Source organism: Streptomyces sp. HM190, from assembly GCF_009857135.1.
GTDB classification, from domain to species: Bacteria; Actinomycetota; Actinomycetes; order Streptomycetales; family Streptomycetaceae; genus Streptomyces; species Streptomyces heilongjiangensis.
The window spans coordinates 589,343-613,155 of record NZ_CP047318.1 but is presented as its reverse complement, the minus strand read 5'-3'; the positions used below and the strand labels follow the sequence as shown (position 1 = coordinate 613,155).

At 71.3% G+C, this 23,813-nt stretch carries 22 protein-coding genes; 13 read left to right on the top strand and 9 right to left on the bottom strand.

What is annotated here, in order from left to right:
• Nucleotides 1–6 precede the first annotated feature (6 nt).
• Nucleotides 7–807 (bottom strand): VOC family protein, encoded by an 801-nt coding sequence (locus GSY65_RS02410; RefSeq protein ID WP_159765711.1) that lies wholly within the window; start codon nt 805–807, stop codon nt 7–9.
• Nucleotides 808–1,059: 252 nt separating this feature from the next.
• Here GSY65_RS02410 and GSY65_RS02405 point away from each other — a divergent pair, with 252 nt between their 5' ends.
• Nucleotides 1,060–1,260 (top strand): hypothetical protein, encoded by a 201-nt coding sequence (locus GSY65_RS02405; RefSeq protein ID WP_159765710.1) that lies wholly within the window; start codon nt 1,060–1,062, stop codon nt 1,258–1,260.
• A gap of 25 nt (nt 1,261–1,285) precedes the next feature.
• Here GSY65_RS02405 and GSY65_RS02400 read toward each other — a convergent pair whose 3' ends face one another.
• From GSY65_RS02400 to GSY65_RS02385, 4 genes are read right to left on the bottom strand one after another with little or no spacing between them, the layout of a single operon-like run.
• Nucleotides 1,286–2,317 (bottom strand): LacI family DNA-binding transcriptional regulator, encoded by a 1,032-nt coding sequence (locus tag GSY65_RS02400; protein ID WP_159765709.1) that lies wholly within the window; start codon nt 2,315–2,317, stop codon nt 1,286–1,288.
• Nucleotides 2,314–3,219, bottom strand: coding sequence for a carbohydrate ABC transporter permease (locus tag GSY65_RS02395; RefSeq protein WP_159765708.1), 906 nt, complete (start codon nt 3,217–3,219; stop codon nt 2,314–2,316). The genes GSY65_RS02400 and GSY65_RS02395 overlap by 4 nt, the downstream gene beginning before the upstream one ends.
• The gene (locus GSY65_RS02390; RefSeq protein WP_159765707.1) at nt 3,216–4,151 is read right to left on the bottom strand and encodes a carbohydrate ABC transporter permease; all 936 of its coding nucleotides are present in this window, start codon (nt 4,149–4,151) and stop codon (nt 3,216–3,218) included. Before GSY65_RS02390 ends, GSY65_RS02395 begins: the two co-directional genes overlap by 4 nt.
• On the bottom strand, nt 4,148–5,470 hold the full coding sequence (locus GSY65_RS02385) for an ABC transporter substrate-binding protein (RefSeq protein ID WP_159765706.1): 1,323 nt from the start codon (nt 5,468–5,470) through the stop codon (nt 4,148–4,150). Before GSY65_RS02385 ends, GSY65_RS02390 begins: the two co-directional genes overlap by 4 nt.
• A 184-nt stretch (nt 5,471–5,654) precedes the next feature.
• On the opposite strand from GSY65_RS02385, the gene GSY65_RS02380 reads away from it, so the two are divergent.
• Complete coding sequence (locus GSY65_RS02380) at nt 5,655–7,676, top strand: beta-galactosidase (protein ID WP_159765705.1); 2,022 nt, start codon at nt 5,655–5,657, stop codon at nt 7,674–7,676.
• Nucleotides 7,677–7,806: 130 nt separating this feature from the next.
• Nucleotides 7,807–9,375 (top strand): glycoside hydrolase family 53 protein, encoded by a 1,569-nt coding sequence (locus tag GSY65_RS02375; protein WP_159765704.1) that lies wholly within the window; start codon nt 7,807–7,809, stop codon nt 9,373–9,375.
• Nucleotides 9,376–9,430: 55 nt separating this feature from the next.
• On the opposite strand, the gene GSY65_RS02370 is transcribed toward GSY65_RS02375, so the two are convergent.
• Together GSY65_RS02370 and GSY65_RS02365 are read right to left on the bottom strand one after the other, a co-directional pair.
• Entirely contained in the window at nt 9,431–10,264 is an 834-nt protein-coding gene (locus GSY65_RS02370) for a hypothetical protein (RefSeq protein ID WP_159765703.1), read from the bottom strand.
• A gap of 107 nt (nt 10,265–10,371) precedes the next feature.
• Nucleotides 10,372–10,773: a YunG family protein gene (locus tag GSY65_RS02365; protein ID WP_159765702.1), complete on the bottom strand. Its 402-nt coding sequence runs from the start codon at nt 10,771–10,773 to the stop codon at nt 10,372–10,374.
• A gap of 158 nt (nt 10,774–10,931) precedes the next feature.
• On the opposite strand from GSY65_RS02365, the gene crcB (GSY65_RS02360) reads away from it, so the two are divergent.
• The 9 genes from crcB (GSY65_RS02360) to GSY65_RS02320 all read left to right on the top strand — a co-directional run bounded on the left by crcB (GSY65_RS02360) (nt 10,932) and on the right by GSY65_RS02320 (nt 18,988).
• Nucleotides 10,932–11,414: a fluoride efflux transporter CrcB gene (crcB, locus tag GSY65_RS02360; RefSeq protein WP_159765701.1), complete on the top strand. Its 483-nt coding sequence runs from the start codon at nt 10,932–10,934 to the stop codon at nt 11,412–11,414.
• On the top strand, nt 11,411–11,815 hold the full coding sequence (locus GSY65_RS02355) for a DUF190 domain-containing protein (RefSeq protein ID WP_159765700.1): 405 nt from the start codon (nt 11,411–11,413) through the stop codon (nt 11,813–11,815). Before crcB (GSY65_RS02360) ends, GSY65_RS02355 begins: the two co-directional genes overlap by 4 nt.
• A complete protein-coding gene (gene crcB, locus GSY65_RS02350) occupies nt 11,812–12,186 on the top strand; it encodes a fluoride efflux transporter CrcB (RefSeq protein ID WP_159765699.1) in 375 nt (124 codons plus the stop codon). The genes GSY65_RS02355 and crcB (GSY65_RS02350) overlap by 4 nt, the downstream gene beginning before the upstream one ends.
• Nucleotides 12,187–12,279: 93 nt before the next feature.
• Nucleotides 12,280–13,113, top strand: a complete 834-nt coding sequence (locus GSY65_RS02345) for an undecaprenyl-diphosphate phosphatase (protein WP_159765698.1) — start codon at nt 12,280–12,282, stop codon at nt 13,111–13,113.
• Nucleotides 13,114–13,276: 163 nt separating this feature from the next.
• Nucleotides 13,277–13,954, top strand: a complete 678-nt coding sequence (locus tag GSY65_RS02340) for a FadR/GntR family transcriptional regulator (RefSeq protein ID WP_055714253.1) — start codon at nt 13,277–13,279, stop codon at nt 13,952–13,954.
• Nucleotides 13,951–15,393 (top strand): amino acid permease, encoded by a 1,443-nt coding sequence (locus GSY65_RS02335; protein WP_159765697.1) that lies wholly within the window; start codon nt 13,951–13,953, stop codon nt 15,391–15,393. The genes GSY65_RS02340 and GSY65_RS02335 overlap by 4 nt, the downstream gene beginning before the upstream one ends.
• An 8-nt stretch (nt 15,394–15,401) precedes the next feature.
• Entirely contained in the window at nt 15,402–16,454 is a 1,053-nt protein-coding gene (locus GSY65_RS02330; RefSeq protein ID WP_159775549.1) for an asparaginase, read from the top strand.
• Nucleotides 16,455–16,575: 121 nt separating this feature from the next.
• Nucleotides 16,576–17,988: an aspartate ammonia-lyase gene (gene aspA / locus GSY65_RS02325; RefSeq protein ID WP_159765696.1), complete on the top strand. Its 1,413-nt coding sequence runs from the start codon at nt 16,576–16,578 to the stop codon at nt 17,986–17,988.
• A gap of 61 nt (nt 17,989–18,049) precedes the next feature.
• Nucleotides 18,050–18,988 carry a glutaminase gene (locus GSY65_RS02320; RefSeq protein ID WP_159765695.1) on the top strand — a complete coding sequence of 313 codons (939 nt, stop codon included), beginning with the start codon at nt 18,050–18,052 and terminating at the stop codon, nt 18,986–18,988.
• A 140-nt stretch (nt 18,989–19,128) separates the two neighbouring features.
• Here the strand turns inward: GSY65_RS02320 and GSY65_RS02315 are convergent, their stop codons facing one another.
• Together GSY65_RS02315 and rho are read right to left on the bottom strand one after the other, a co-directional pair.
• Entirely contained in the window at nt 19,129–20,319 is a 1,191-nt protein-coding gene (locus GSY65_RS02315; RefSeq protein ID WP_159765694.1) for a D-alanyl-D-alanine carboxypeptidase family protein, read from the bottom strand.
• Nucleotides 20,320–20,409: 90 nt separating this feature from the next.
• Nucleotides 20,410–21,552 carry a transcription termination factor Rho gene (gene rho / locus GSY65_RS02310; protein ID WP_159765693.1) on the bottom strand — a complete coding sequence of 381 codons (1,143 nt, stop codon included), beginning with the start codon at nt 21,550–21,552 and terminating at the stop codon, nt 20,410–20,412.
• Between the two features lie 379 nt (nt 21,553–21,931).
• Between rho and GSY65_RS02305 the strand changes: the two genes are divergently transcribed.
• Nucleotides 21,932–23,791, top strand: coding sequence for a sulfatase-like hydrolase/transferase (locus GSY65_RS02305; protein WP_159765692.1), 1,860 nt, complete (start codon nt 21,932–21,934; stop codon nt 23,789–23,791).
• Nucleotides 23,792–23,813: the final 22 nt, after the last annotated feature.

Below are 23,813 nucleotides of genomic sequence, written 5' to 3'. Positions count from 1 at the left end.
GGACGCTCAGGGCTCGCGGTCCGAGGTGATCGTGAACTGCGCGCCGTCCGGATCGCGCAGCACCGCCTCGGTGGGACCCTTGGAGAGGACGGTGCCGCCGTGACGCTGGGCGGCCGCGACGCAGGCGGCCACGTCGGAGACCGAGAAATGGATCTGCCAGTGCGGCCGGATCGTGGGGTCGGGCGCGGCCTCCAGCGCCCCCGAGGTGATCCGGGCGACGACCTCGCCCTGACTGCGCAGGACGACCTCGTTGGCCTCGTAGCGGACCTCGCAGCAGCCCGGCTTCCCGGAGGCCCACTCCAGGACCTCGCCGTAGAAGATCGCCGCGTCGAAGGCGTCCCGTGTGTGGAGGCGGACGAAGGCGGGCGCGGCCCGGTGCCAGGCCTCCCAGTCCGAGAAGAGTTCCCCCTCCCAGATGCCGAACGTCGCCCCGTGCCGGTCGGCCAGCAGGGCCGCCCGGCCCGGCGGGAAGGACAGCGGGCCGACGGCGACCGTGCCGCCGCGCTCCCGGGCCCGTGCGGCGGCGGCGTCCGCGTCGGCCACCGCGAAGTAGGGCGTCCAGGCGACCGCCATCTGCCACAGGGTCGCCACCCCGGCGATCCCCGCGACGGGCACACCGTCCGCCAGCGCGATCCGGAAGTGGTCGCCGAGCTTCGCCGTGCGCCACCTCCAGCCCAGCACGGCTTCGTAGAAGTCCTCCGTGGCGGGCAGGTCCCGGCTGGTGAGGCTCACCCAGCAGGGTGCGCCGTACATGGATCGGGTGGACACGACACTCGTCGTGCCCCCGGGTTTCGTCTCGCTGTTCATGGCTGTCGCGTCCTGGTCTAGTCCACCGGCCCACACCGGCCGCACTCCAGTGTCCAACCGGAACCGGAGTCGGCGCCTGCCGAGTACCCCCGTGTCGGCGTTCCGATCCCGGTGGAGACGTGATCTTCGAGCGACCGTTCGGGTGATGACATACGGGTTCCGGTGCTTACCGCGCGCATACGCTGCGCCTCCTCCGTCAAGGGGAGGCCGTGGCACAGGGCCGGCATGACGGAACGTTCCACTTCCGGGCCCGTGACCACCGGCGACGCCGCTCCCCACCGGACCCATGGCCCGGCGGCGACGCTGCTCAACGCCCCTCTGCTCGCCCTCGCCGCTTTCTTCGCGCTCGGCTGCCGGCTCGCTGACGTCGTCGGGCACCGCCGGGTGACGGTGGCAGGCCCCCGGGTCACCGAGGAGGCGTCCACGCCCCCTGGGCTGCCCGCGCACCACTGAGGCGCGGACCGCGTGCGGCGCCGCCTCAGGTGGAGTCCCGCCGCACCAGCTCCGTCGGCAGGATCACCGCGGCGGGGTCCTCGCCGCCGATCTGCGCCAGCAGGACCCGCACCATCTCGTTGCTGATCCGGTCGTACGGCTGGCGGATCGTGGTGAGGGCGGGCACGGACTCCGTCGCGGCGGCCGAGTCGTCGAACCCGCCCACGGCCACGTCCTCCGGCACCCGGCGGCCCGCCCGGCGCAGCGCCGTCAGCGCGCCCTGCGCCATCAGGTCGGACGCCACGAACACCGCGTCCATGTCCGGCGCCCGCTCCAGCAGCCGTTCCGCGCCCGCCTCGCCGCTGGCCCGGCTGTAGTCGCCGGAGACGATCAGCCGGTCGTCGATGGCGACGCCCGCCTCGGTGAGCACCTCCTTGTAGCCGGCGAGCCGGTCCACACCGCCCGGTGTGTCCAGCGGTCCGGTGACCACGCCGACGCGGCGGCGGCCCAGCGACAGCAGATGGCGCACCATGTCACGGGCGCCGTCCCGGTCGTCCGCCGCCACGTAGCTCACCTTCGACCCGAGCCCCATGGGCTTGCCGCACTGGACCAGCGGCACCCCCGCGTCCCGGAGCTGCTCGGCGACCGGGTCACCGGAGTGACTGGACACCAGCAGCACCCCGTCGACGTGGCCCGCCGTGATGTACCGCATGATCCGGCGCCGCTCGTCCTCCGTGCCCGCCACCATCAGCAGCAGCGGGATGTCGTGCGCGGCCAGCGCCTGGGTGCACCCCCGCAGCAGGACGTTGAAGTTGGGGTCCTCGAACAGCTTCTCCTGTGGTTCGGTGAGCAGGAAGCCGACCGAGTCGGAACGGCCGGTGATCAGCGAGCGGGCGTGCCGGTTCACCACGTATCCCGTCTTGCGGATCGCCGCGTTGACCGCCTCCTGCGCGGCCGGGCTGACGTAGTGACCGCCGTTGAGCACCCGCGAGACCGTGCCCCGGGAGACCCCGGCCACCCGCGCCACGTCGTGAATGGTCGGCGGTTTGCGCCTGCCCCCCGTGTTGCTCATGGTCATGACTTTACGGCCCCGGACAGCAGATCAAGGCTCCAGAACCGTTGGATGACCAGGAACAGCGCGATCAGCGGGAGGACCGCCAGCAGGGCGCCGGTGATCACCAGGGTGTAGAGCGCGGGGGTGTTGGAGCCCTGTTCGAGGAGCGTGAACAGGCCCAGGGTGATCGGGAACTTCTCGTCGTCGCTGAGCATGATGTACGGCAGCAGGAAGTTGTTCCACACGGCGACGAACTGGAACAGGAAGACCGTCACCAGACCCGGCACCATCATCGGCAGCGCGATCCTGGTGAAGATCCGCCACTCGCCCGCCCCGTCCATCCGCCCGGCCTCCACCACATCGGCGGGGACCGCGGCGGCGGCGTAGATCCGGGACAGGTAGACGCCGTACGGCGACAGCACCAGCGGCAGCAGCACCGACCAGTACGTGTCCGCGAGGTCCGCCTTCGCCAGCAGTAGGTACTGCGGGATCGCCAGGATCACCGGCGGCATCAGGACGCCCGCCATCAGGACGCTGAACACGGCCTCGCGGCCCCTGAAGCGGTAGATCGCCAGCGCGTAGCCGCTGATCGCGGAGACGGCGGTGGACAGCAGGGCGCCGACACCCGCGTACAGCGCGGAGTTGCCCATCCACTGCCAGTAGACGCCGTCGCGGTAGGCGCTCAGGTCGGACAGGTTCTCCGCGAAGCCGGTGCCCGGCAGGAAGGTGAAGGTGGAGAACAGCTCGCTGCCGGACTTGGTGGCCGCGATCACCACCCAGGCGACCGGCAGCAGGCAGTACAGCGCGCCCAGCAGCAGGGTCAGCGTCGGGACGAGCGCGATCCGGCGGCGCAGCGGCGGGCCCTGCACGGTGCCGGGCGTGGTGCCGGCGGCGGGGGCGGTCTTGCGGACGGCGAGGGAACTCATCGTGCGGCTCCTTGACTGACGTCCCGCTTGTTCCGGGAGTTCGCGGCCCTGAGGAAGCCGAACGACACCACCAGCGTGGCCAGGGCGATCACCACCGCGCCGGCGGCAGCCCCGTGGATGTCGCCCTTGCCGAAGGCGTCCACGTACACCTTCATCAGCGGACTCCACGTGGTGGAGACGGAGTTGGTGAGGGGCTTGAGGGTGGTGGGCTCGCTGAACACCTGGAGGGTCGCGATGATCGAGAAGAAGAATGTCAGCACCAGCGAGGGCGCCACCATCGGGATCTTGATGCGCAGGGCGATCTGCAGCGGGGTCGCGCCGTCCAGCTTCGCCGCCTCGTACACCTCGGTGGGGATCGCACGGAGCGAGGTGTAGATGACGATCATGTTGAAGCCGGTGCCGCCCCACACGGCGATGTTCGACAGCGCCACGTACAGGCCGCCGCCGTCCAGCAGGTCGGGTTGCGGCAGGCCCAGTCTGTCGAGCACGAAGAAGAAGGGGCTGACGTCCGGGAGGTAGAGGAAGCCCCACAGCAGGGCCGCCACGACGCCCGGGACCGCGTACGGCAGGAAGATCGCGAGCCGGGTGAAGGGGGCGAGCCGCACCTTGTCGCTGTCCAGCATCAGGGCGAGGACCAGCGCCAGACCGAGCATGACGGGGACGACGATCATGCCGTAGGCCAGCACGCGCAGCGCGCCGTCGAGGAACTCGGAGTCGCTGAGGGCGTCGGCGTAGTTCTCCAGTCCCGCCCACACCTCCGTCCGGGCGCCCGAGCCCAGACCCAGCCCCTTGACCTGCACCTTGTGCAGGCTGAGCCAGATCGCGTAGCCGATGGGCAGGGCGAAGAAGAGGGCGAAGAGGATCGTCGCGGGGAGGAGGAAGGCGTACGGGGCCCCCTTGACCCCGTACGACTTCCGGCGTGCGCTGGTCACTCGGAGACCTCGAAGCCCTGCTTCTTCATGTCGGCGACGGTGTCGTCCTGCATCCTCCTCAGGGCGGCACCGAAGTCCGACTTGTCCTTGGCGGCGGCGCCGAAGGCGTCCTTGAAGCTGGTGTACGCGACGTTCACGTTCGGGCCCCACGCGGAGGGCGCCGTGGTCTTCGCGATCTCGGAGGCCGCGGTGTAGAAGTCCGCCTGGTTGGAGAAGAAGGCCGGCGGCTGGGCGAACGCGTCACTGGTCTGCGCGGTCGTGGCGGCCGGGTAGATGCCGCCCTCCTTCGCGAGCGCGGTGAGGGCCTGCGGGTCGGTGTTCAGCCAGGCGGCGAACTTCGCGGCGGCGCCCTTGTGCCGGGAGTCGGTGGTGACGGCGGTGGAGGAGCCGCCCCAGCTGCCGGTGACGTTCTCGGAGTCCGACCACTGCGGCAGCGGGGCCATCTTCCACTTGCCCTGGGTGTCGGGCGCGGCCGTGGTCAGGGTGCCCGGCGCCCACACGGCGCTGACCCAGGCGATCTGCTTGCCGGTGTTGAGCGCCTTGTTCCAGGCCGGGGTGTACATCGGCTGGTTGTCGATGGCGCCCTCCTCGACCAGTCCGCCCCAGAAGTCGGCGACCTTGCGCGTCGCCGCGTCGTCGATGCCGACCTTCCACTTCTGGCCCTCGGCGGACCACCACTTCGCGCCCGCCTGCTGCGCGAGACCGGCGAAGAGGCCCGAGTCGTTGGCGGAGAAGGTGGTCAGATCGACGCCGGGCTCCTTCTTCTTGAGCTTGCGCGCCGTCTCGGCGAAATCGTCCCAGGTCTTCGGCACGGTCAGGCCGTACTTCTCGAACAGGTCCTCGCGGTAGTAGAACATCATCGGCCCGATGTCCTGCGGGATCGCGTACACCGCGTCGGAGCCCAGCGTCGTCTGCTGCCAGACGCCGTCGGCGAACTTGCCCTTGGCGTCGCCCGCCTCCTTCGCTATGTCGGCGACCGCGTCATTGCTGACCAGCGTCGGCAGCGCCTGGTACTCGGCCTGCACCAGGTCCGGGCCCTTGCCCGCCTTGTGCGCGGTGAGGATCTTGGTCACGAGGGTGTCGCCGGACGCCTGCTTCTTCACCGTGACGGTGATCTGCTGCTCCTTGCCGGGCCCCTTGTTCCACAGGTCGACGACCTTGTCCATGCCCGGCGTCCAGGTCCAGTACGTGAGCTTCGCGGGCCCCGACTGGGCCTCGCCGTCGTCGTCGGACCCGCCGCAGGCGGCGAGTGTGGTCGCGCCGAGCGTCACGGCGACGGCAGTGGCCACAAAGCGCCGGTGCTTCGTGATGTTGGGCATGGATGTTTCTCCCCTGACCTGGGTCCTCACCTGTTGCGAAGACCGTGCCATGCTTCTGTGAGCGTTCACAGTAGAGAAACATCCCGGACACTTGTCAATGGTTGTTGCTGTGCGGTTATGTTGGGCTCGCACCGCTGTCGAGGTGTGTGCACGTTCCCAGATGACGACACAACGGGAGAGATCCATGCCGGAGACCACCCCCACGGGCCTGACCAGGCTCGCCTTCGGTGGGGACTACAACCCGGAGCAGTGGCCGGAAAGCGTCTGGCACGAGGACGTGCGGCTGATGCGCGAGGCGGGCGTCACCATGGTCAGCGTCGGCATCTTCTCCTGGGCCCTGCTGGAGACCTCCCGAGGCGTGTACGACTTCGCCTGGCTGGACCGCCTGCTCGACCTGCTCCACGACCACGGCATCCGCGCCGACCTCGGCACCCCCACCGTCGTACCGCCGGTGTGGTTCTACCGGGAGCATCCCGAGGCACTGCCCGTGGCCGCCGACGGCACCCGCTACGAGTTCGGCTCACGCGGCGCCATCTGCCACAGCAACCCCGACTACCGCGCCGCCGCCGCGAACATCACCACCCGGCTCGCCGAGCGCTACGCCGACCACCCCGCGCTCGCCCTGTGGCACGTGCACAACGAGTACGGCGTCCCCGTGTCCGCCTGCTACTGCGACACGTGCGCCGCGCACTTCCGCCGCTGGCTGGAGCGCGCGTACGGCGACGTCGCGGCGCTCAACGAGGCGTGGGGCACCGCCTTCTGGGGCCAGCACTACACCGATTTCGCGCAGATCAACCCGCCACGCGTGTCACCCACCGTCGGCAACCCCGGCCAGGCCCTTGACTACAAGCGGTTCGCCGACGCCACCATCCGGGAGAACTTCGTCAGGGAGCGGGACATCCTGCACCGCCTCGCGCCCGGCATCCCCGTCACCACCAACTTCATGACCGCCCTCAGCCAGTGCGACTCCATCGACTACTGGGCCTGGGGCCGCGAGGTCGACCTCGTCACCAACGACCACTACCTCATCACCGACGGCCGACGCACCCACGTCAACCTCGCGATGGCCGCCGACCTCACCCGGTCCGTCGCCGGCGGCGCCCCGTGGCTGCTCCTGGAGCACTCCACCTCGGGCGTCAACTGGCAGGCCCGCAACCCCGCCAAGGCCCCCGGGCAGATGGCCCGCAACTCCCTCGCCCACGTGGCGCGCGGCTCCGACGGCGCCATGTTCTTCCAGTGGCGGCAGTCCCGGCGCGGCGCCGAGAAGTTCCACTCGGCGATGCTGCCGCAGGCCGGCACCGAGTCGCGTGTGTGGCGCGAGGTCGTCGAACTGGGCGCGTCCCTCGACTCGCTCAGCCAGATCCGCGGCAGCCGCACCGCCGCCGACGTGGCCGTCCTGTGGGACTGGCACTCCTGGTGGGCGCAGAACCTCCAGTGGCACCCCAGCGAGGACCACGACGCCCGCGAACGCGCCGACGCCTTCTACGAGGCCCTCTACGACCGCCACCTCACGGTCGACTTCGCCCACCCGGAAGCGGACCTGTCGGCCTATCCCCTGGTCGTCGTTCCCGCGCTGTACCTGATGACCGAAGCGGCGCGGGACAACCTCACCGCGTACGTCGAGAACGGCGGCACCCTCGTGGTGTCGTACTTCTCGGGCATCGTCGACGAGCACGACGCCGTCCACGAGGGCCCCTACCCGGGCGCCCTGCGCGAGGTCCTCGGGCTGACGGTGGAGGAGTTCTCGCCGTTGCTCGCCGGGGAGAGCGTACGGATCACCGGGCCCGACGGCTCCGAGCTGACCGGCGACGTGTGGACCGAGTTCGTGGTGCCGGACGGCGCCGAGACGGTCTGGACGTACGCCGACGGGCTCACCGCCGACCGGCCCGCGGTCACCCGGCACCGGCTGGGGGAGGGCTCCGCCTGGTACGTGTCGACCCGGCTCGACGCGCACGGCCTGGACGCGCTGCTCGGCTGGGCCGCCGACGACGCGGGCATCGCGCCCCGCGCCGAACTGCCGCGCGACGTCGAGGTGGTGCGCCGTACGGGCGAGTCTGGCGACTTCCTCTTCGCGATCAACCACACCGCGCTCGACGCGAAGGTGCCGCTGGACGGCGACGGCACCGAACTCCTCACCGGCGAGCGCGCGGCGGGCCACCTCGCCGTGCCCGCCGGCGGCGTCAGGGTCGTCCGACTCGACCCCTGACCCCCCCGAACACCGGCCGGATTCCTGGGGACGTCCGGTCGGTCACGGCGGCGCCGCGCCCACGGCCTTCGGGCGCGGCGCCGCCCTCGCACCGTGCGACCAGGTCCCCGCCTTCGTCGAAGGGACGACGATGTTCCACGCGAGACGTGCCCTCAGGGCCCTGCTCATACCGCTGTTCGCGGGTCTGGCACTCACGACCGTGCCCGCCGGCTCCGCCCACGCGGCCTCCACCCTGACCAACGGGGGCTTCGAGTCCGACGGCACGGGGACCGCGACCCCGGCCGGCTGGTCGACGTACTCGGCGGCCGGACAGAACTCCGCCTCCTTCACCGAGTCCGGTGGCCACAGCGGCGGTTACCGCCTCTCCCACTGGTCGTCCTCCGCCTACAAGGTGGAGACCTACCAGTACCTGTCCGGCCTCACCAACGGGAACTACACACTCACCGCGTGGGTGCGGTCCGGCGGCGGCCAGAACTCCGCGTACCTCGCGCTGAAGAACTGCGGCAGCGCCGAGCAGCGCACCGACCTCCCGGTCTCCGCCAGTGGCTGGATCCGGATCGTCACCTCGATCGCGGTGACGAACAACCAGTGCACGATCAGCGTCACCTCCGACGCCAACGCGGGCAACTGGCTCAACGTCGACGACCTCACCTTCACCTCCGGCCGGACGGGCCTGTCCGTCAAGGGCTCCGACGTGTCGTCGCTCGTCAAGAGCGAGGCCAAGGGCGGCGTCTACCGCAACAGCTCCGGCACCGCCGGGGACGCCCTCGCCATCCTCAAGGGCGCCGGACAGAACTGGGCGCGCGTCAAGGTCTGGGTGAACCCCGCCGACGGCTACAACAACAAGACGCGGGTGCTCGCCGCCGCCAAGCGGATCAAGGCACAGGGCATGAAACTGCTGGTCGACTTCCACTACTCGGACACCTGGGCCGACCCCGGCGCGCAGACCGTGCCGTCCGCGTGGGCCGGCCACTCCTACAGCCAGCTGAAGACGGACGTCTACCACCACACCCACGACGTCCTGAACGCCCTCAAGTCGCAGGGCACCACCGCCGACATGGTCCAGGTCGGCAACGAGATCAACGGCGGCATGCTGTGGAGCGCGGGCTCCACCTCCAACTGGCCGCAGCTCGCCGGACTGCTCAACTCCGGCTACGACGCGGTGAAGGCCGTCAACTCCTCCACCCAGGTGGCGCTGCACCTCGCCAAGGGCGGTGACCTGTCCGGCACCCGCTGGTGGTTCGACAACGCCGTCGCCAACAACGTGAAGTTCGACGTCATCGGCCTGTCGTACTACGGCTACTGGCACGGCACCCTCGCCGACTTCCAGACCACCCTCGACGACGCGGCCTCCCGCTACGCCAAGCCGGTCTTCCTCGCCGAGACGGCCTACCCGTTCCGCCTCGACAGCAAGGACGCCCACGAGAACATCATCGACGTGCCGAGCGAACTGGTGTCCGGCTACCCGGCCACCACCGCCGGTCAGACACGCTGGATGAAGGACGTCGCCAGCATCGTCGAGGCCGTCCCGAACGGCCGGGGCCTGGGGGTCTTCTACTGGGAGTCGACCTGGACCGCCGTCAACGGCAACGGCTGGGACCCCACGGACGCGTCCTCCGGGAACGGCTGGGAGAACCAGGCGCTGTTCGGCTACGACGACAGGGCCCTCCCGGCGATGGCCTGGTTCAGCCACCGGTAGCGAGCGCTGACCGCGACGGGGGCCGTACGTCTCGGCGTACGGCCCCTCCGGCCGTTCAGCGGCCGGCGGTGCGAAGGAAACCGTGCAGGGAGCCGGTCATGGCCTCGACGAACGCGTCCCTGGTGGACTCGGGGACCCGGTCCAGGGACAGATACGGGTTGAGGTCCTCCAACTCGACCAGCAGCAGACCGCCCTCCCGGGTCCGGCACGCGTCCACCCGCTGGATGCCGTGGTCGAGGGTGTTCCAGTCGACGAAACGCCGGGCGAAGGCGAGGTCGGCGTCCGACGCCTCGTAGGGCTCCAGCACCCAGCGCCGCTCGGGGTCGGGGGCGTGCAGGGCGTACTGGAAGGTGTCGTCGACGTAGTAGAAGGACACCTCGTGGCGGAAGTCGACGCGCGGCTGCACCAGCACGTCGTCCCAGGTCAGAGCCGCCAGCTCGGTGCCGGTCACGAAGCGCAGGCCGATCGAGTCGGCGCCCGCCCTCGGCTTCGCCACGTACACGTCGGTCTCGGGCAGCAGCCCGAGGTCCTCGGGCCGGTCGACGGTGGGGATCACCGGGAACCCGGCCCGTGTGAGGTCGAGCAGATACTGCTTGCCGTCCATGTCGGCACGGCCGGTCAGCGGGTTGTAGACCGGGGTGCCGGTCGCCGCCGCCCGCTCGCGGAAGGCGTCGTACTCCCGCCGGTAGTGCAGCACGGGCCCGCTGTTGCGCACCACGACGGCGTCGAAGCCGTCCATGAGGGCGGCCGCGTCCAGGGGATGACACAGGGCGAGGTCGAACTCCGCGCGCAACCGCGAGGTGAGGAAGACGTCCTCGTCGCCGTAGCGCCGGCCGCGGGCCGGGTAGGCCAGGTCCGTCACGTACAGCAGGCGGGGGCGAGCGGGCACGGCACAACCTCTCCGATCGGTGGGGGCCGACCCAACCTATCCCGAGGCCCCGGTCGCCCAAGCCGCCGCCCGCGCGAAGGGGACCGCCCGCCGACCGCGCCCCGTGGTCAGATCGGCGCGGGGAGGCCCTTCAGATGCTCGCCGACCCGCTCACGGAGCAGCAGGTACTCCGTCCAGCGGCGAGGCAGAGGGCCCGCGGGGCGCTGGACGACTCGGCCCGCGGTGACGGTCTGCCCCCGCCGGAACTGCTCCCGCGTCAGATCCAGCTCGACCCCGCTGGGCAGCCTGTTCCACCAGTGGAAACCGCGCGGGACACCGTCCGGAAGACGCACCTCACCGACCAGCAGCTCGCCGCCGAAGACGTCATGGACGAGCAGAGCCGTGATGTCGCACTGCCCCCAGGCCGGGTTGCCGGGCTCCCAGGTCGCCCGGTCGTCGGGCGAACAGGTGTCGGCGGTCCAGCTCACGCGCAGGGCCCGGTCGAGATCCAGCAGATTCCAGGTGGTCATCCCGGCAGCATCGCAGCCCCCACTGACAACCGGGAGCGCGTCCCGGGTCCGTCCCGTGCCGGGCCGGGGCGACCGAGCCGCCGCCCGGCCCCCGCGTTACGCTGTCGATCAGCCGCGGTCCGCCGGGTGGTGCGGACGCGAGGAGGAGCCGTACGCACATGACAGTCCCGCACTCCGGCAGGGCCGAAGCCACCCAGGCCCCCGCCACCGCGCGGACCCCCGCCCGCCGGCCGTCCCCCTGGCACGGCCAGGGGCCCGTCGTCGCGGTGGTGGCCGTCGGCGGCGGCATCGGCGCGGCAGCCCGCTACGGCGCGTCCCTGCTCTGGCCCACCGAGGCCACCGGCTTCCCCTGGACCACGTTCGGGGTGAACGTCGCCGGCTGCTTCGTCATCGGCCTCTTCATGGTCGTCATCACCGACGTGTGGGCGGCGCACCGCCTGGTCCGGCCGTTCTTCGGCACGGGTGTGCTCGGCGGTTTCACCACCTTCTCCACCTACGCCGTCGACATCCGGAACCTGGTCGGCGAGGGCCACCCCCGCACCGCCCTCGCGTATCTCGCCGCGACCCTCCTGGCCGCCCTCGCGGCGGTCTGGCTCGCGGCCACCACAGCACGCCTGACACTGGCACGGAGGCGACGATGACCCCTGACACCGCGGACGCGTCGAGCCACCGGACGCGGCCCCGGCTCACCGGGCCGGCTCTGCGTCTGACCGTCCTGATCGGTGAGCAGGACACCTGGCACCACCGGCCGCTCTACAGCGAGATCGTGCACCGGGCGCACACGGCGGGCCTCGCCGGCGCGAGCGTGTTCCGGGGCATCGAGGGCTTCGGCGCCTCCTCGGTCGTCCACACCTCGCGTCTGCTGTCGCTCAGCGAGCAACTGCCCGTCGCGGTGGTCGTCGTGGACACCGAGGAACGCGTGCGGGCCTTCCTGCCGGAACTGGCGGAGCTGGTCCCCGACGGGCTGGTGACGCTCGACGCGTGCGAGGTCGTCGCCCCGGCCGCCCCCGGAACACATGAGGAAGGTAAGAGGTCGTCGTGAACTGGCTGCTGGTCGTCGTCGGCGGCATGGTCGGCGCGCCGCTGCGCTATCTCACCGACCGGGCCGTGCAGTCCCGGCACGACACGGTCTTCCCCTGGGGCACCTTCACCGTCAACGTCGCCGGCTCCCTCGTCCTCGGCGTGCTGACCGGAGCCGTGGCCGCCGGCGCGGCCGGCTCCGACCTGCGGCTTGTCCTCGGCACCGGGCTCTGCGGGGCCCTCACCACCTACTCGACCTTCTCCTACGAGACCCTGCGGCTCGCACAGGACGGCGCCCGCCTGCACGCCGCTGTGAACGTGATCGCGAGCGTGGCGGCGGGACTGGGCGCGGCCTTCGCCGGTGTGGCGCTGGCGGAGGCCCTCTGGAGGTGAGCCGGGCACTCGTCGAGCTGTTCGGGGCCCTTACCCGGCTGTAGTACGACACTGCCCTGTCGTCGCGTCCTCCGCTGAGCAGAACTGGACCACATGAGCGCCATCACCGTAGGTCAGGCCGTCGTCCTCGGAGCGGTGGAAGGGGTGACCGAGTTCCTGCCGGTGTCCTCCACGGGCCATCTGAAGATCACCGAAGGGCTCATGGGGATCCAGGTCGAGGACCGCGCGGTCGTCGGGTTCTCCGCGGTCATCCAGGTCGGCGCCATCGCCGCGGTGCTCGTCTACTTCCGCGAGGACATCACGCGCATCACCGGCGCCTGGCTGCGAGGGCTGTTCGACGCGGGGGAGCGGCAGCACCGCGACTACCGGTTCGCCTGGTGGGTGATCGCCGCGACCGTCCCCATCGTGCTCGTCGGGCTGCTCGCCCGGCCGCTGATCGAGGGGCCGCTCGCCTCGCTGTGGGTGGTGGCCGGGTCGCTGGTCGGCGGCAGCGCGGTCATGTGGGCGGCGGAGCGGACGGGACGGCACAAGCGCGGCGAGGACGACACGTCCTTCCGGGACGCGCTGCTGGTCGGCGGTTCGCAGGTCCTCGCTTTGCTGTTCCCCGGCTTCTCCCGCTCGGGCGCCACCATGTCCACCGCGCTGCTGCTCGACCTGGACCGGGTCGCCGCCACCCGGCTCTCCTTCTTCCTCGGTATACCGGCCCTGACCGGCGCCGGGATCTACGAGCTGAAGGACGCCCTCGGCGCCGGCGTGGGCGCCGCGCCGCTCCTCGCGGGCACCGCCGTGTCGTTCGCGGTCGCATACGCCTCGGTGGCCTGGCTGCTGCGTTTCGTGACCCGTCACTCCCTCACCGTCTTCGTGGCGTACCGGATCGTCGTCGGAGTGCTGCTGTTCGGGCTGCTCGCGGCGGGTGGCCTCAGCTGACGACGGCCCCGGCGCCCGACCGTCGCAGGTGATCCACCCTCCGACCAGCGCCAAGATCCAACAAGTCACCCCTTGACAGCCCCGTCCCGTCACCCGCAGGATCACCCCCGTGAACCTGTCAGACAGCCAGACAGGTGGCTCGGCACCCCAGCGCGTCAGCGCCATGGAAGCGGTGCTCACCCACCTTCGCGGCGCCATCGAGCGCGGCGAGTACGCCATCGGTGACAAGCTCCCCTCCGAGGCGGAGCTGTGCCGGCAGCTCGAAGTGAGCCGCCCGGTGCTCCGTGAGGCACTGCGCGCCCTCCAGGTGATGGGACTGACCCAGTCCCGCACCGGCAAGGGCACCTTCGTGATCGCGAACGCCGTCGAGGACCCCACCTTCGGCGACTACGCGGCGAGCGACCTGCTGGAAGTGCGTCGGCACGTGGAGATCCCGGTCGCCGGGTACGCGGCGGTCCGCCGCACCCCGGAGAACCTGGACCACCTGGCGCACCTCCTGGACCGGATGGAGCGGGAGACCGACACCACCGCCTGGGTCGCGATGGACACGCTGTTCCACCTGGCCGTGGCGGAGGCCGCCCAGAACCCGGTGTTCCGCCGGGTCATCGAGGAGATCCGGGACGCACTGGCGCGTCAGTCGGCCTTCCTCAACGAACTGGGCGGCCGCCGCGAGCAGTCCAACCGGGAGCACCGGGCCATCGTCGAGGCACTGATCGACGGTTCCGAACACGACGCGGTGGAGGCCATGTCCCACCACCTCGACCGCGTCGAGACCACCCTCACCGACATCGTGCGGTCCCCACGCACGACCAGTTCCACGGAAGGCGGACCCGAGGCGTGAGCGAGCAGCACCTCAAAGAAGAGACGCGCACACCGGCCGCACCCCATGTCGACGCGGGCGACGAGGGCTACAGCAAGTCCCTCAAGGCCCGGCACGTCAACATGATCGCCATCGGCGGCGCCATCGGCACCGGCCTCTTCCTCGGCGCCGGCGGCCGGCTGGCCGACGCCGGCCCCTCCCTGTTCATCGCGTACGCCGTCTGCGGCGTCTTCGCGTTCCTCGTCGTCCGGGCCCTCGGCGAACTGGTCCTGTACCGGCCCTCGTCCGGCGCCTTCGTGTCCTACGCCCGGGAGTTCCTCGGCGAGAAGGGCGCCTACACGGCCGGCTGGATGTACTTCCTGAACTGGGCCACCACCGGTATCGCCGACATCACCGCGGTCGCCGTCTACACCCACTACTGGGGCATGTTCTCGGACGTGCCGCAGTGGGTGATCGCGCTCATCGCCCTCGCGGTGGTCCTCACCGTGAACCTGATCTCGGTGAAGATGTTCGGCGAACTGGAGTTCTGGTTCGCGATCATCAAGGTCGGCGCGCTCGTCGTCTTCATGTGCATCGGCATCTTCCTGCTGGTCACCCAGCAGCCCGTCGACGGCCACAACCCGGGCCCCGCCCTGATCACCGACAACGGCGGTGTCTTCCCCAACGGCATCCTGCCGATGCTGCTGATCATCCAGGGCGTCGTCTTCGCCTACGCCTCCGTCGAGCTGGTCGGCGTCGCCGCCGGCGAGACCGAGAACCCCGAGAAGATCATGCCGAAGGCGATCAACTCGATCATGTGGCGTGTCGGCCTGTTCTACGTCGGCTCCGTCGTCCTGCTCTCCATGCTGCTGCCCTGGTCCTCGTACAAGGCCGGCGAGAGCCCCTTCGTGACGGTGCTCTCCAACATCGGCGTCCCCGCGGCCGGCGGCATCATGAACCTGGTCGTCCTCACCGCCGCCATGTCGTCGCTCAACTCCGGCCTGTACTCCACCGGTCGCATCCTGCGCTCGATGGCGAAGGCCGGCTCCGCCCCGAAGTTCACCGGCGTGATGAGCCGCAGCCAGGTCCCGTACGGCGGCATCCTGCTCACCAGCGGCATCTGTGTCCTGGGCGTCGGCCTCAACTTCGTGGTCCCCGCCGAGGCGTTCGAGATCGTGCTCAACTTCGCCGCCATCGGCATCATCGCCACCTGGGGCATGATCATGATCTGTCACCTGCTCTTCTGGCAGAAGACCCAGAAGGGCGAACTGACCCGGCCGAGCTACCAGCTCCCGGGCTCCCCCTGGACCGAACTCGTGACGCTCTTCTTCCTGGCGTCCGTGCTGGTCCTCATGTACGCCGACGGCGGCGCGGGCCGCACGACGGTGCTGTGCGTCCCGCTGATCGTGGGCGCACTCGTGGCGGGCTGGTTCGGCATACGCGGCCGGGTCGCCCGGAAGTCGACCGGAGCGGATGCGTGAACCAGGCAGTGACGTACGACCCCACGACCACCGGCGCCCCGGGTACCCCCGCGGCTCCGGTGGCCGCGGCCCCCGCGATCCGGGAGCCGCTCCACGCCCCCGTCGCCCACCTCGTACGAGGCGGTGTCATCGAGGGCATCCACTACGGCTCCGTCGTGGTGCTGGGTGCCGACGGGGAGGTGGAACTCCAACTCGGTGACATCGAGGCGGCGTTCTACCCCCGGTCGGCGCTCAAGCCGGTCCAGGCCGTGGCCATGCTGCGCGCCGGGCTGCCCCTGGACGGCGAACTGCTGTCACTGACCGCGGCCAGCCACTCCGGCGAGGAACGCCACCTCGCCGGAACCCGGCGCATCCTGGAGCTGGCCGGCGCCACCGAGGACGACCTGCGCAACGTCGCGGACATGCCGTACGGGCCCACCGTGCGCGACGCGTGGATCCGGGACGGGCGCCGGCCCTGCCGGCTCGCGCAGAACTGCTCCGGCAAGCACGCGGCCATGCTCTACACCTGCCGGCTCAACGGCTGGTCCCTCGACGACTACGCCGACCCCGCGCACCCCCTGCAGCAGGCCATCGCCGAGATCGTCGAGGACCTCACCGGGCAGGCCATCGCCCGGGTGACCGTCGACGGCTGCGGCGCCCCCCTGTTCTCCGTCTCCCTGCACGGCCTGGCCCGCGCCCTCGCCCGGATCACCACCGCCGCCGAGGGTACCCCCGAGCGCCAGGTCGCCGACGCGATGCGCGACCACGCCGAGATGGCCTCCGGCGCCGGGCGCGACGTGGCTGCGCTGATGCGGGCCGTCCCCGGACTGCTCAGCAAGGACGGCTTCGAGGGCGTCCAGGTCGCCGCCCTCCCCGACGGCCGCGCCGTCGCCGTGAAGATCGCCGACGGCGCCGACCGGGCCCGGGTCCCCGTCACCGCGGCGGCCCTCGCCCGCGCGGGCGTCGACCCGGTCGCCCTCGCCGAGTTCGCGGGCGCCCCGCTGCTCGGCGGCGGCCACGTGGTCGGCCACATCCGCCCGGCCCGCGCCCTGGACCCCGTCACCCCCTCCTCCCGCGCCTGACCTGCTCCTTCCTACGCCCGACCTCCTCCTACGCCCGCCCCCTCTCCTACGCCCGACCCCCTCGTACGACCGAAGCACCTCGTACGTCTGATCCACCTCAAAGAAGAGGACCCGTACCGCGATGACCGCCGCAGTCACCCGCAGCGAGCACGATCTCCTCGGCGACCGGGATGTACCCGCCGACGCGTACTGGGGTGTGCACACCCTGCGTGCCACGGAGAACTTCCCGATCACCGGCATGCCGATCTCCGCCTACCCGCATCTGGTCGAGGCGCTGGCCGCGGTGAAGGAGGCCGCGGCCCGCGCGAACGAGGAACTGGGTCTGCTCGCCCCCAAGAAGGCGGCGGCGATCGTCGCCGCGTGCCGGGAGATACGCGAGGGCGAACTGCACGACCAGTTCGTCGTCGACGTCATCCAGGGCGGGGCGGGCACCTCGACCAACATGAACGCCAACGAGGTCGTCGCGAACCGGGCGCTGGAGCTGCTCGGCCACGCGAAGGGCGAGTACGCGTTCCTGCACCCCAACGAGGACGTCAACCTCGGCCAGTCCACCAACGACGTCTACCCGACCGCGGTGAAGATCGCGACGGTGTTCGCGGTGCGAGGGCTGCTGAAGGCGATGGCCGTCCTCCAGGACGCCTTCGCCCGCAAGGCGGTCGAGTTCCGTGACGTGCTCAAGATGGGCCGTACCCAGCTCCAGGACGCGGTCCCCATGACCTTGGGGCAGGAGTTCTCCGCCTTCGCCGTCATGATCGAGGAGGACCGGGCACGGCTCGACGAGGCCGTCGCGCTGATCCACGAGATCAACCTGGGCGCCACGGCCATCGGCACCGGACTCAACGCGCCCGCCGGATACGCCGAGTCCGCCCGCCGCCACCTCGCCGAGATCACCGGGCTGCCCCTGGTCACCGCCGCGAACCTGGTCGAGGCGACCCAGGACTGCGGCGCGTTCGTGCAGATGTCGGGCGTGCTCAAGCGGATCGCGGTGAAGCTCTCCAAGAGCTGCAACGACCTGCGGCTGCTGTCGTCCGGGCCGCGCGCGGGCCTCAACGAGATCAACCTGCCGCCGGTGCAGGCCGGTTCGTCGATCATGCCGGGCAAGGTCAACCCCGTCATCCCCGAGGTCGTCAACCAGGTCGCCTTCGAGGTGATCGGCAACGACGTCACCATCACCATGGCCGCCGAGGCGGGCCAGCTCCAGCTCAACGCCTTCGAGCCGATCATCCTGCACTCCCTGTCGGAGTCCATCACCCATCTGCGCGCCGCCTGCCTGACCCTCGCCGAGCGATGCGTCGACGGCATCACCGCCAACGCCGACGCACTGCGCGCGGCGGTGGAGAACTCCATCGGCCTGGTCACCGCACTCAACCCGCACATCGGGTACACGGCCGCCACCGACATCGCCAAGGAAGCCCTCGCCACCGGCCGCGGAGTCGCCGAACTCGTCCAGGAGAAGGGCCTGTTGCCCGCCGAGCGCCTCCAGCAGCTGCTGCGGCCCGAGGTCCTCGCGGGCAGCGGGGCCCTCCGCTCCTGACCTCGTGCGAGACGGGTCCTGACCTGGGGCTGTGCTCCGGGACCGGTACAAAGGAGGCACAATGGTGATCATGACAACGACGTCGTCCCTCACCTTCCAGCCGGTCCTGGAGCGCATCGCCGAGGAGATCGAGCGGACCCCGGGCCGCGGCCGTCCCGCCGACTACATCCCGGCGCTCGCGGCCCGCGATCCGCGCCGCTTCGGCATGGCCGTCGCGGAACTCGACGGCACGGTGTACGGCGTGGGGGACTGGCGGGAGCCGTTCTCCACGCAGTCCATCACCAAGGTCTTCACCCTCGCCCTCGACCTGGCCCGTGAGGGCGACGCCCTCTGGGAGCACGTCGGCCGCGAGCCGTCCGGCAACCCCTTCAACTCCCTGGTGCAACTGGAGTACGAGAACGGCATCCCCCGCAACCCGTTCATCAACGCGGGCGCCCTCGTCGTCACCGACCGCCTCCTCACGCGCACCGGCGACGCGGCCGACGCGTTGCTGTCCTTCCTCCGCGCGGAGAGCGGCAACCCGGAGCTGGACTTCGACGCGGAGATCGCCGCCTCGGAGTCCGCGCACGGTGACCGCAACGCCGCGCTCGGCCACTTCATGGCGTCGTACGGCAACATCGACAACCCCGTACCGGTCCTCCTCGACCAGTACTTCCGCCAGTGCTCCCTCACCGCGTCCTGCGCGGACCTCGCCCTCGCCACCACCTTCCTCGCCCGGCACGGCGTCCGCGCCGACGGCACCCGGCTGCTCACCCGCAGCCAGGCCAAGCAGATCAACGCGATCATGCTCACCTGCGGCACGTACGACGCCGCGGGCGACTTCGCCTACCGCGTCGGCCTGCCCGGCAAGAGCGGCGTGGGCGGCGGCATCATCGCCGTCGTCCCGGGCCGCTGCACGCTGTGCGTGTGGAGTCCGGGCCTGGACGAGCGGGGCAACTCGGTCGCGGGCGTCGCGGCCCTGGACCGCTTCACCACACTGACGGGCCTGTCCGTCTTCTGACCTGCCGGGCCACGCGGTCCTCCGACCTCCACAGACCCACCCGGCCGCGCGGGCCGCTGCGCCGCCGCCCGGTCACGTCCGCTCGGTCTGCTGCTGCGGCTGCCGCTCGGTCCGTCGCCCGGCGGTCCGCCGGCCGACGGTCAGTCGCCCGGCTGGGGGCGTCCCCTGAGGCGCAGGAACAGGGCCACGGCCGCCGCGCCGACCGCGGCCGCTCCGGCGATCACCCCCGCCTCCGACCAGCCGGGAGCCGTGGCCCGGTCCTTCTCCCGGGCGGGCGGTGACGACGCACTGCGCGGCTGAGGCGCGGCCGCCGGACGCGGCGGCAACAGGGAGCCCACCGGCTCGACCCGGCCGGCGGCCCGGAAGCCCCAGTCGAGCAGGGAACGCGCCTCCTCGTAGACGGCGAACCCGACGCCCGACCGCGGTCGCATCACCGTGACGACGAGGGTGCGCCCGCCCCGTTCGGCGGCGGCGACCAGGGTGTTGCCCGCGTTGGTGGTGTAGCCGTTCTTGATGCCGATGAGGCCGGGATAGCGGTCCACCCCGGCGCCGGTCAGCAGCCGGTTGGTGTTCTGGATGCCGTATCCCCAGCCGCGGTTGGCGGGGAACTTCGCCGTGGCCGTGGCGCAGTACCCGGCGAACTCCGCGTTGCGCAGTCCGGCCCGCCCGAACACCGCCAGGTCGAAGGCCGACGAGACCTGGCCGCGGGCGTCGTAGCCGTCGGGGGAGACGACGTGCGTGTCGTGGGCGCCGAGGGCGCGGGCCTTGTCCTGCATCTGTTCGGTGGTGGCCCGCCAGCCGCCGTTGAGGGAGGCGAGGACGCGCACGGCGTCGTTGCCCGAGCTGAGGAAGACGCCGCGCCACAGGTCCGCCACGCGGTAGGTGCGGTTCTCCTGGACGCCGACGAGGCTGCTTCCCTCGCCGATGCCCGCGAGCTCCTTGCTCGTGACGGTGTGCTGGAGCCCCGCGGGCAGCCGCGGCAGCACGGTCAGGGCGAACAGGGTCTTGAGGGTGCTCGCGGGAGGCAGTTTGCGGTGCGCGTTGTGCGCGGCGAGCACCTCCCCGCTGCGGGCGTCGGCCACCACCCACGCCACGGCGGAGACGTCACGGGGAACCCGGGGCGCCCCGGCCCGTGGTCTCACCTGGGTACCCGACCGGTACAGGGAGGCCGGTTCCTGCGAGGACTTGGCGTCCTGGGCGCCCACCTCGACCGAGCCGCCGACGCCCTCGGGATGCGACGCGATCGCCAGGGCGCCCATCACACAGACGACGGAGCAGCAGACGGCGGCACGGGAGAAACGAGCAGCGCGAGGTGAAGATCCGATGGTCATATCGCAAACGTAGGAACGGTCGCGCCGCGGAACGCGATGCCAGGGCCGGGGGAGCGGACCGAGCACCCGGATGCCGCACACACCGTGGCGTCATACGGCGGGCAGGGTGGGCTGCACCTGCCGCAGGAAGGCCGCGTTGTCCGGGGTGGCGCGCAGCCGCTCCAGCAGGGTGTCCAGAGCGGCCTGCCCCTCGCGGGGGCGCAGGGCCCGCCGCAGCCCGCGTACGGTGGTCAACTCGCCCGGTGTCAGGAGGAGTTCCTCGCGGCGGGTGCCCGACGGGGTGATGTCGACGGCGGGGAAGACCCGCCGGTCGGCGAGGGCGCGGTCGAGGCGCAGCTCCATGTTGCCGGTGCCCTTGAGTTCCTCGAAGAAGAAGTCGTCGGCGCGCGAGCCGGTGTCCACCAGGGCGGTGGCGAGGATGGTGAGGGAGCCGGCCTCCTCGGTGAGCCGGGCGGCGCCGAAGAGCCGCTTGGGGCCGTGCAGCGCGGCGGCGTCGACTCCGCCGCTGAGGGTGCGGCCACCGGCGGCGGCCGCGTTGTTGTGGGCCCGGCACAGCCGGGTGAGGGAGTCCAGCAGGATCACGACGTCCTCGCCCTGTTCGACGAGCCGCTTGGCGCGCTCCACGACCAGTTCGGCGAGCGCGATGTGCTGTCGGGGGGACCGGTCGAAGGTGGAGGCGTACACCTCGCCCCGCACGGAGCGCCGCATGTCGGTCACCTCCTCGGGCCGTTCGTCGAGCAGCACCACCATCAGACGGGCCTCGGGGTGGTTGGCGGCGATCGCGGCGGCCAGCTGCTGGAGCAGCACCGTCTTGCCGGTCTTCGGCGGTGCCACGACGAGCCCGCGCTGTCCCTTGCCGACCGGGGCGACGAGGTCGACTAGACGGCCCGTCAGCCCGCTCGCCCGGTGCTCCAACCGCAGCCGCTCGCGCGGGTGCAGGGGGGTGAGGTCGTGGAAGTGCGGTCGGCCGCGCAGCTCGTCGGGTGTGCGCCCGTTGATCCGCTCGACCTCGGCGAGGACGCGCCGGCCCTCGCGGACGCCGTCGACGGTGTCGCCCTTGCGCAGCCCGTACCGGCGGATCAGCGCGGCGGGCACCTGGGTGTCGGAGGCGGTGGGCAGCCCGTTCTCGGTGCGCAGGAACCCCTGCCCGCCCGGCACGGTCTCCAGGACGCCGGTGACGTGGGTGGGAGGCTGCCGATGATGAGAAGTGTGTTCGAGTGTGGTGGTGGTCATGGGGGGTCCTTTCGCGGACTACCTGGGAGAGGCACATGCATGAGGAAGGGGAGGAGAGGCACACGCCCGCGGGTACGGCTGAGCCCTGCGCGAGGTGGTGCGGAGAAGCTGTCGCCGGTCGGACATCGACGGGCGGCCGGTTCAGCTGAGGAGATCTCAGGAACGGAGAGAAACGGAGAGAACGGCACCGGCGCCCGGGACCGGGCGATACACACGTGCCGATCTGATCCTACCACTTCTCGTCACCAAACGTTAGCGATTTCCTTACCGACGGCCGTTGAACCCACCTGAGCGGGCCCCCGTACAGGAGGGGGCGGCCCCGCCCACCCGAGTCAGGACCGCCGTCCCACCAGCGGTCTTCGCACGGAAGGAACGTCGGGTGTCGCTCTTCGCACGCTCCGGTCGACTGCCGGACACCGACACGGCCGGCCACACCGACACGGAGGCCGACACCGACCCCGCGTCTGCCGCAGCGGCGCCCGCGTCGGCCGAGGTGCCCTCCGGGCCGACCGACGCGCCCGCCGGGAAGGTCGGACCGTGGCGGCGGCTCCGGGCTGCCCCGCGGGAGCTGCGGCGGCGGTACCCGGTCGCCGCGCGGGGTGTGTCGTGGGGGATCACGGCGCTGGCCGCCGGTCTCGTGCTCTTCGCCCTGCTGATGCCGGGCAGCGTCGAGTACTTCACGGCCCGCCAGTTCCTGCGGATTCCGGTGGAGCCCATCCTGGGTGCCGCCCTGCTGACGGCGCTGCCGCGTCGGCCGCGCCTGGTGCTCGCGGTCGTCATCGGGGCGGGCCTGGCCGCGCTGATCGTGGTGAAGTCGCTGGACATCGGCTTCAACCAATTCCTCGGCCGGGGCTTCAACATCGTCCTCGACTGGGGGCTCCTCGACGACGCCGAGTCGTACGTGCAGGACACCCTCGGCCGCTCCGGCGCGCTCGCGGCCGTGACCGGCCTCGTGACCCTGGTCGTCGTGTTGTTCGCCGTCATGGCGCTGGCGGTGGTGCGGCTCGCGAACCTCCTGGTCGGGCACCGGGAGCGGGCCATGCGGGGCACGGTCGTCGCGGGCACCGTGTGGATCACCTGCGCGGCCCTCGGTCTGACACCTCTTCAGGACACTCCGGTCGCCTCCCGGAACACGATCGGGTTCGTGCAGGACCGCTGGGCCCGCGCCCGGGAGACCCTCGCGGACGAGGCGGCGTTCGCCGAGGAGGCCCGGAAGGACGCCTTCGCCGACGTGCCCGCCGACCGGCTGCTGACCGGGCTGCGCGGCAAGGACGTCATGATCACCTTCATCGAGAGCTACGGCCGCGCCGCCCTGGAGGATCCGGCCATCGCGCCCGGTGTGACGGCCACGCTCGACGAGCGTGGCGAGGCGCTGCGCAGGGCGGGCTTCGCGGCGCGGAGCGGCTGGCTCACCTCGGCCACCTACGGCGGCAGCAGCTGGCTCGGCCACTCCACCTTCCTGACGGGGCTGTGGATCGACAACCAGAACCGCTACCGCACGGTCACCGCGGGCGAGCGCCTCACCCTGCCCGGCGCCTTCCACAGGTCGGGCGCCTGGCGCACCGTCGGCGTGGTGCCCGGCGTCCAGTACAGCTGGCCCGAGGGCGACTTCTACGGCTTCGACAAGGTGTACGACTCCCGCGACCTCGGCTACCGCGGGCCGAAGTTCAGCTGGTCCACCATGCCCGACCAGTACGCCCTGACCGCCTTCGAGCGTCTGGAGGCCGCCAGGAAGGGCGACAGGCCGCTGATGTCGGAGATCGTCCTGACCTCCAGTCACCAGCCCTGGGCCCCGCTGCCCAGGATGGTCGGCTGGGACGAGGTCGGCGACGGCTCCGTCTACCGGGACATCGAGAAGGCCGGCAAGGACCCCGCGGACGTGTTCACCGACCCCGTCGAGGTGAAGGAGGAGTACGGCAGGTCCGTCCAGTACTCCCTGCGGAGCCTCCTCGAATACGTCCAGAGGTACGGCGACGAGAACACCGTCCTCGTCTTCCTCGGCGACCACCAGCCGATGGCCCGCGTCAGCGGCAACGGCGCCGACCACGACGTGCCGGTCACCATCGTCGCCCGCGACCCGAAGGTCCTCGACCGCATCGACGACTGGGGCTGGTCCGACGGCCTGGAGCCCGGCGCAGACGCCCCCGTCTGGCGCATGGACGCCTTCCGCGACCGCTTCCTCACCGCCTACGGCACCGCGCCGAACGCGACGAGGCCCGCGGCCCCTCGGACGGGCTGACGACGAGGGGGTGCGAGGGCCG

Coding starts and splice junctions, on each gene's coding strand:
- GSY65_RS02410 (WP_159765711.1), bottom strand. CDS start 807: ATGAACAGCGAGACGAAACCCGGGGGCACGACGAGTGTCGTGTCCACC.
- GSY65_RS02400 (WP_159765709.1), bottom strand. CDS start 2,317: ATGACCATGAGCAACACGGGGGGCAGGCGCAAACCGCCGACCATTCAC.
- GSY65_RS02395 (WP_159765708.1), bottom strand. CDS start 3,219: ATGAGTTCCCTCGCCGTCCGCAAGACCGCCCCCGCCGCCGGCACCACG.
- GSY65_RS02385 (WP_159765706.1), bottom strand. CDS start 5,470: ATGCCCAACATCACGAAGCACCGGCGCTTTGTGGCCACTGCCGTCGCC.
- GSY65_RS02380 (WP_159765705.1), top strand. CDS start 5,655: ATGCCGGAGACCACCCCCACGGGCCTGACCAGGCTCGCCTTCGGTGGG.
- GSY65_RS02375 (WP_159765704.1), top strand. CDS start 7,807: ATGTTCCACGCGAGACGTGCCCTCAGGGCCCTGCTCATACCGCTGTTC.
- GSY65_RS02365 (WP_159765702.1), bottom strand. CDS start 10,773: ATGACCACCTGGAATCTGCTGGATCTCGACCGGGCCCTGCGCGTGAGC.
- crcB (WP_159765701.1), top strand. CDS start 10,932: ATGACAGTCCCGCACTCCGGCAGGGCCGAAGCCACCCAGGCCCCCGCC.
- GSY65_RS02355 (WP_159765700.1), top strand. CDS start 11,411: ATGACCCCTGACACCGCGGACGCGTCGAGCCACCGGACGCGGCCCCGG.
- GSY65_RS02345 (WP_159765698.1), top strand. CDS start 12,280: ATGAGCGCCATCACCGTAGGTCAGGCCGTCGTCCTCGGAGCGGTGGAA.
- GSY65_RS02340 (WP_055714253.1), top strand. CDS start 13,277: ATGGAAGCGGTGCTCACCCACCTTCGCGGCGCCATCGAGCGCGGCGAG.
- aspA (WP_159765696.1), top strand. CDS start 16,576: ATGACCGCCGCAGTCACCCGCAGCGAGCACGATCTCCTCGGCGACCGG.
- GSY65_RS02320 (WP_159765695.1), top strand. CDS start 18,050: ATGGTGATCATGACAACGACGTCGTCCCTCACCTTCCAGCCGGTCCTG.
- GSY65_RS02315 (WP_159765694.1), bottom strand. CDS start 20,319: ATGACCATCGGATCTTCACCTCGCGCTGCTCGTTTCTCCCGTGCCGCC.
- rho (WP_159765693.1), bottom strand. CDS start 21,552: ATGACCACCACCACACTCGAACACACTTCTCATCATCGGCAGCCTCCC.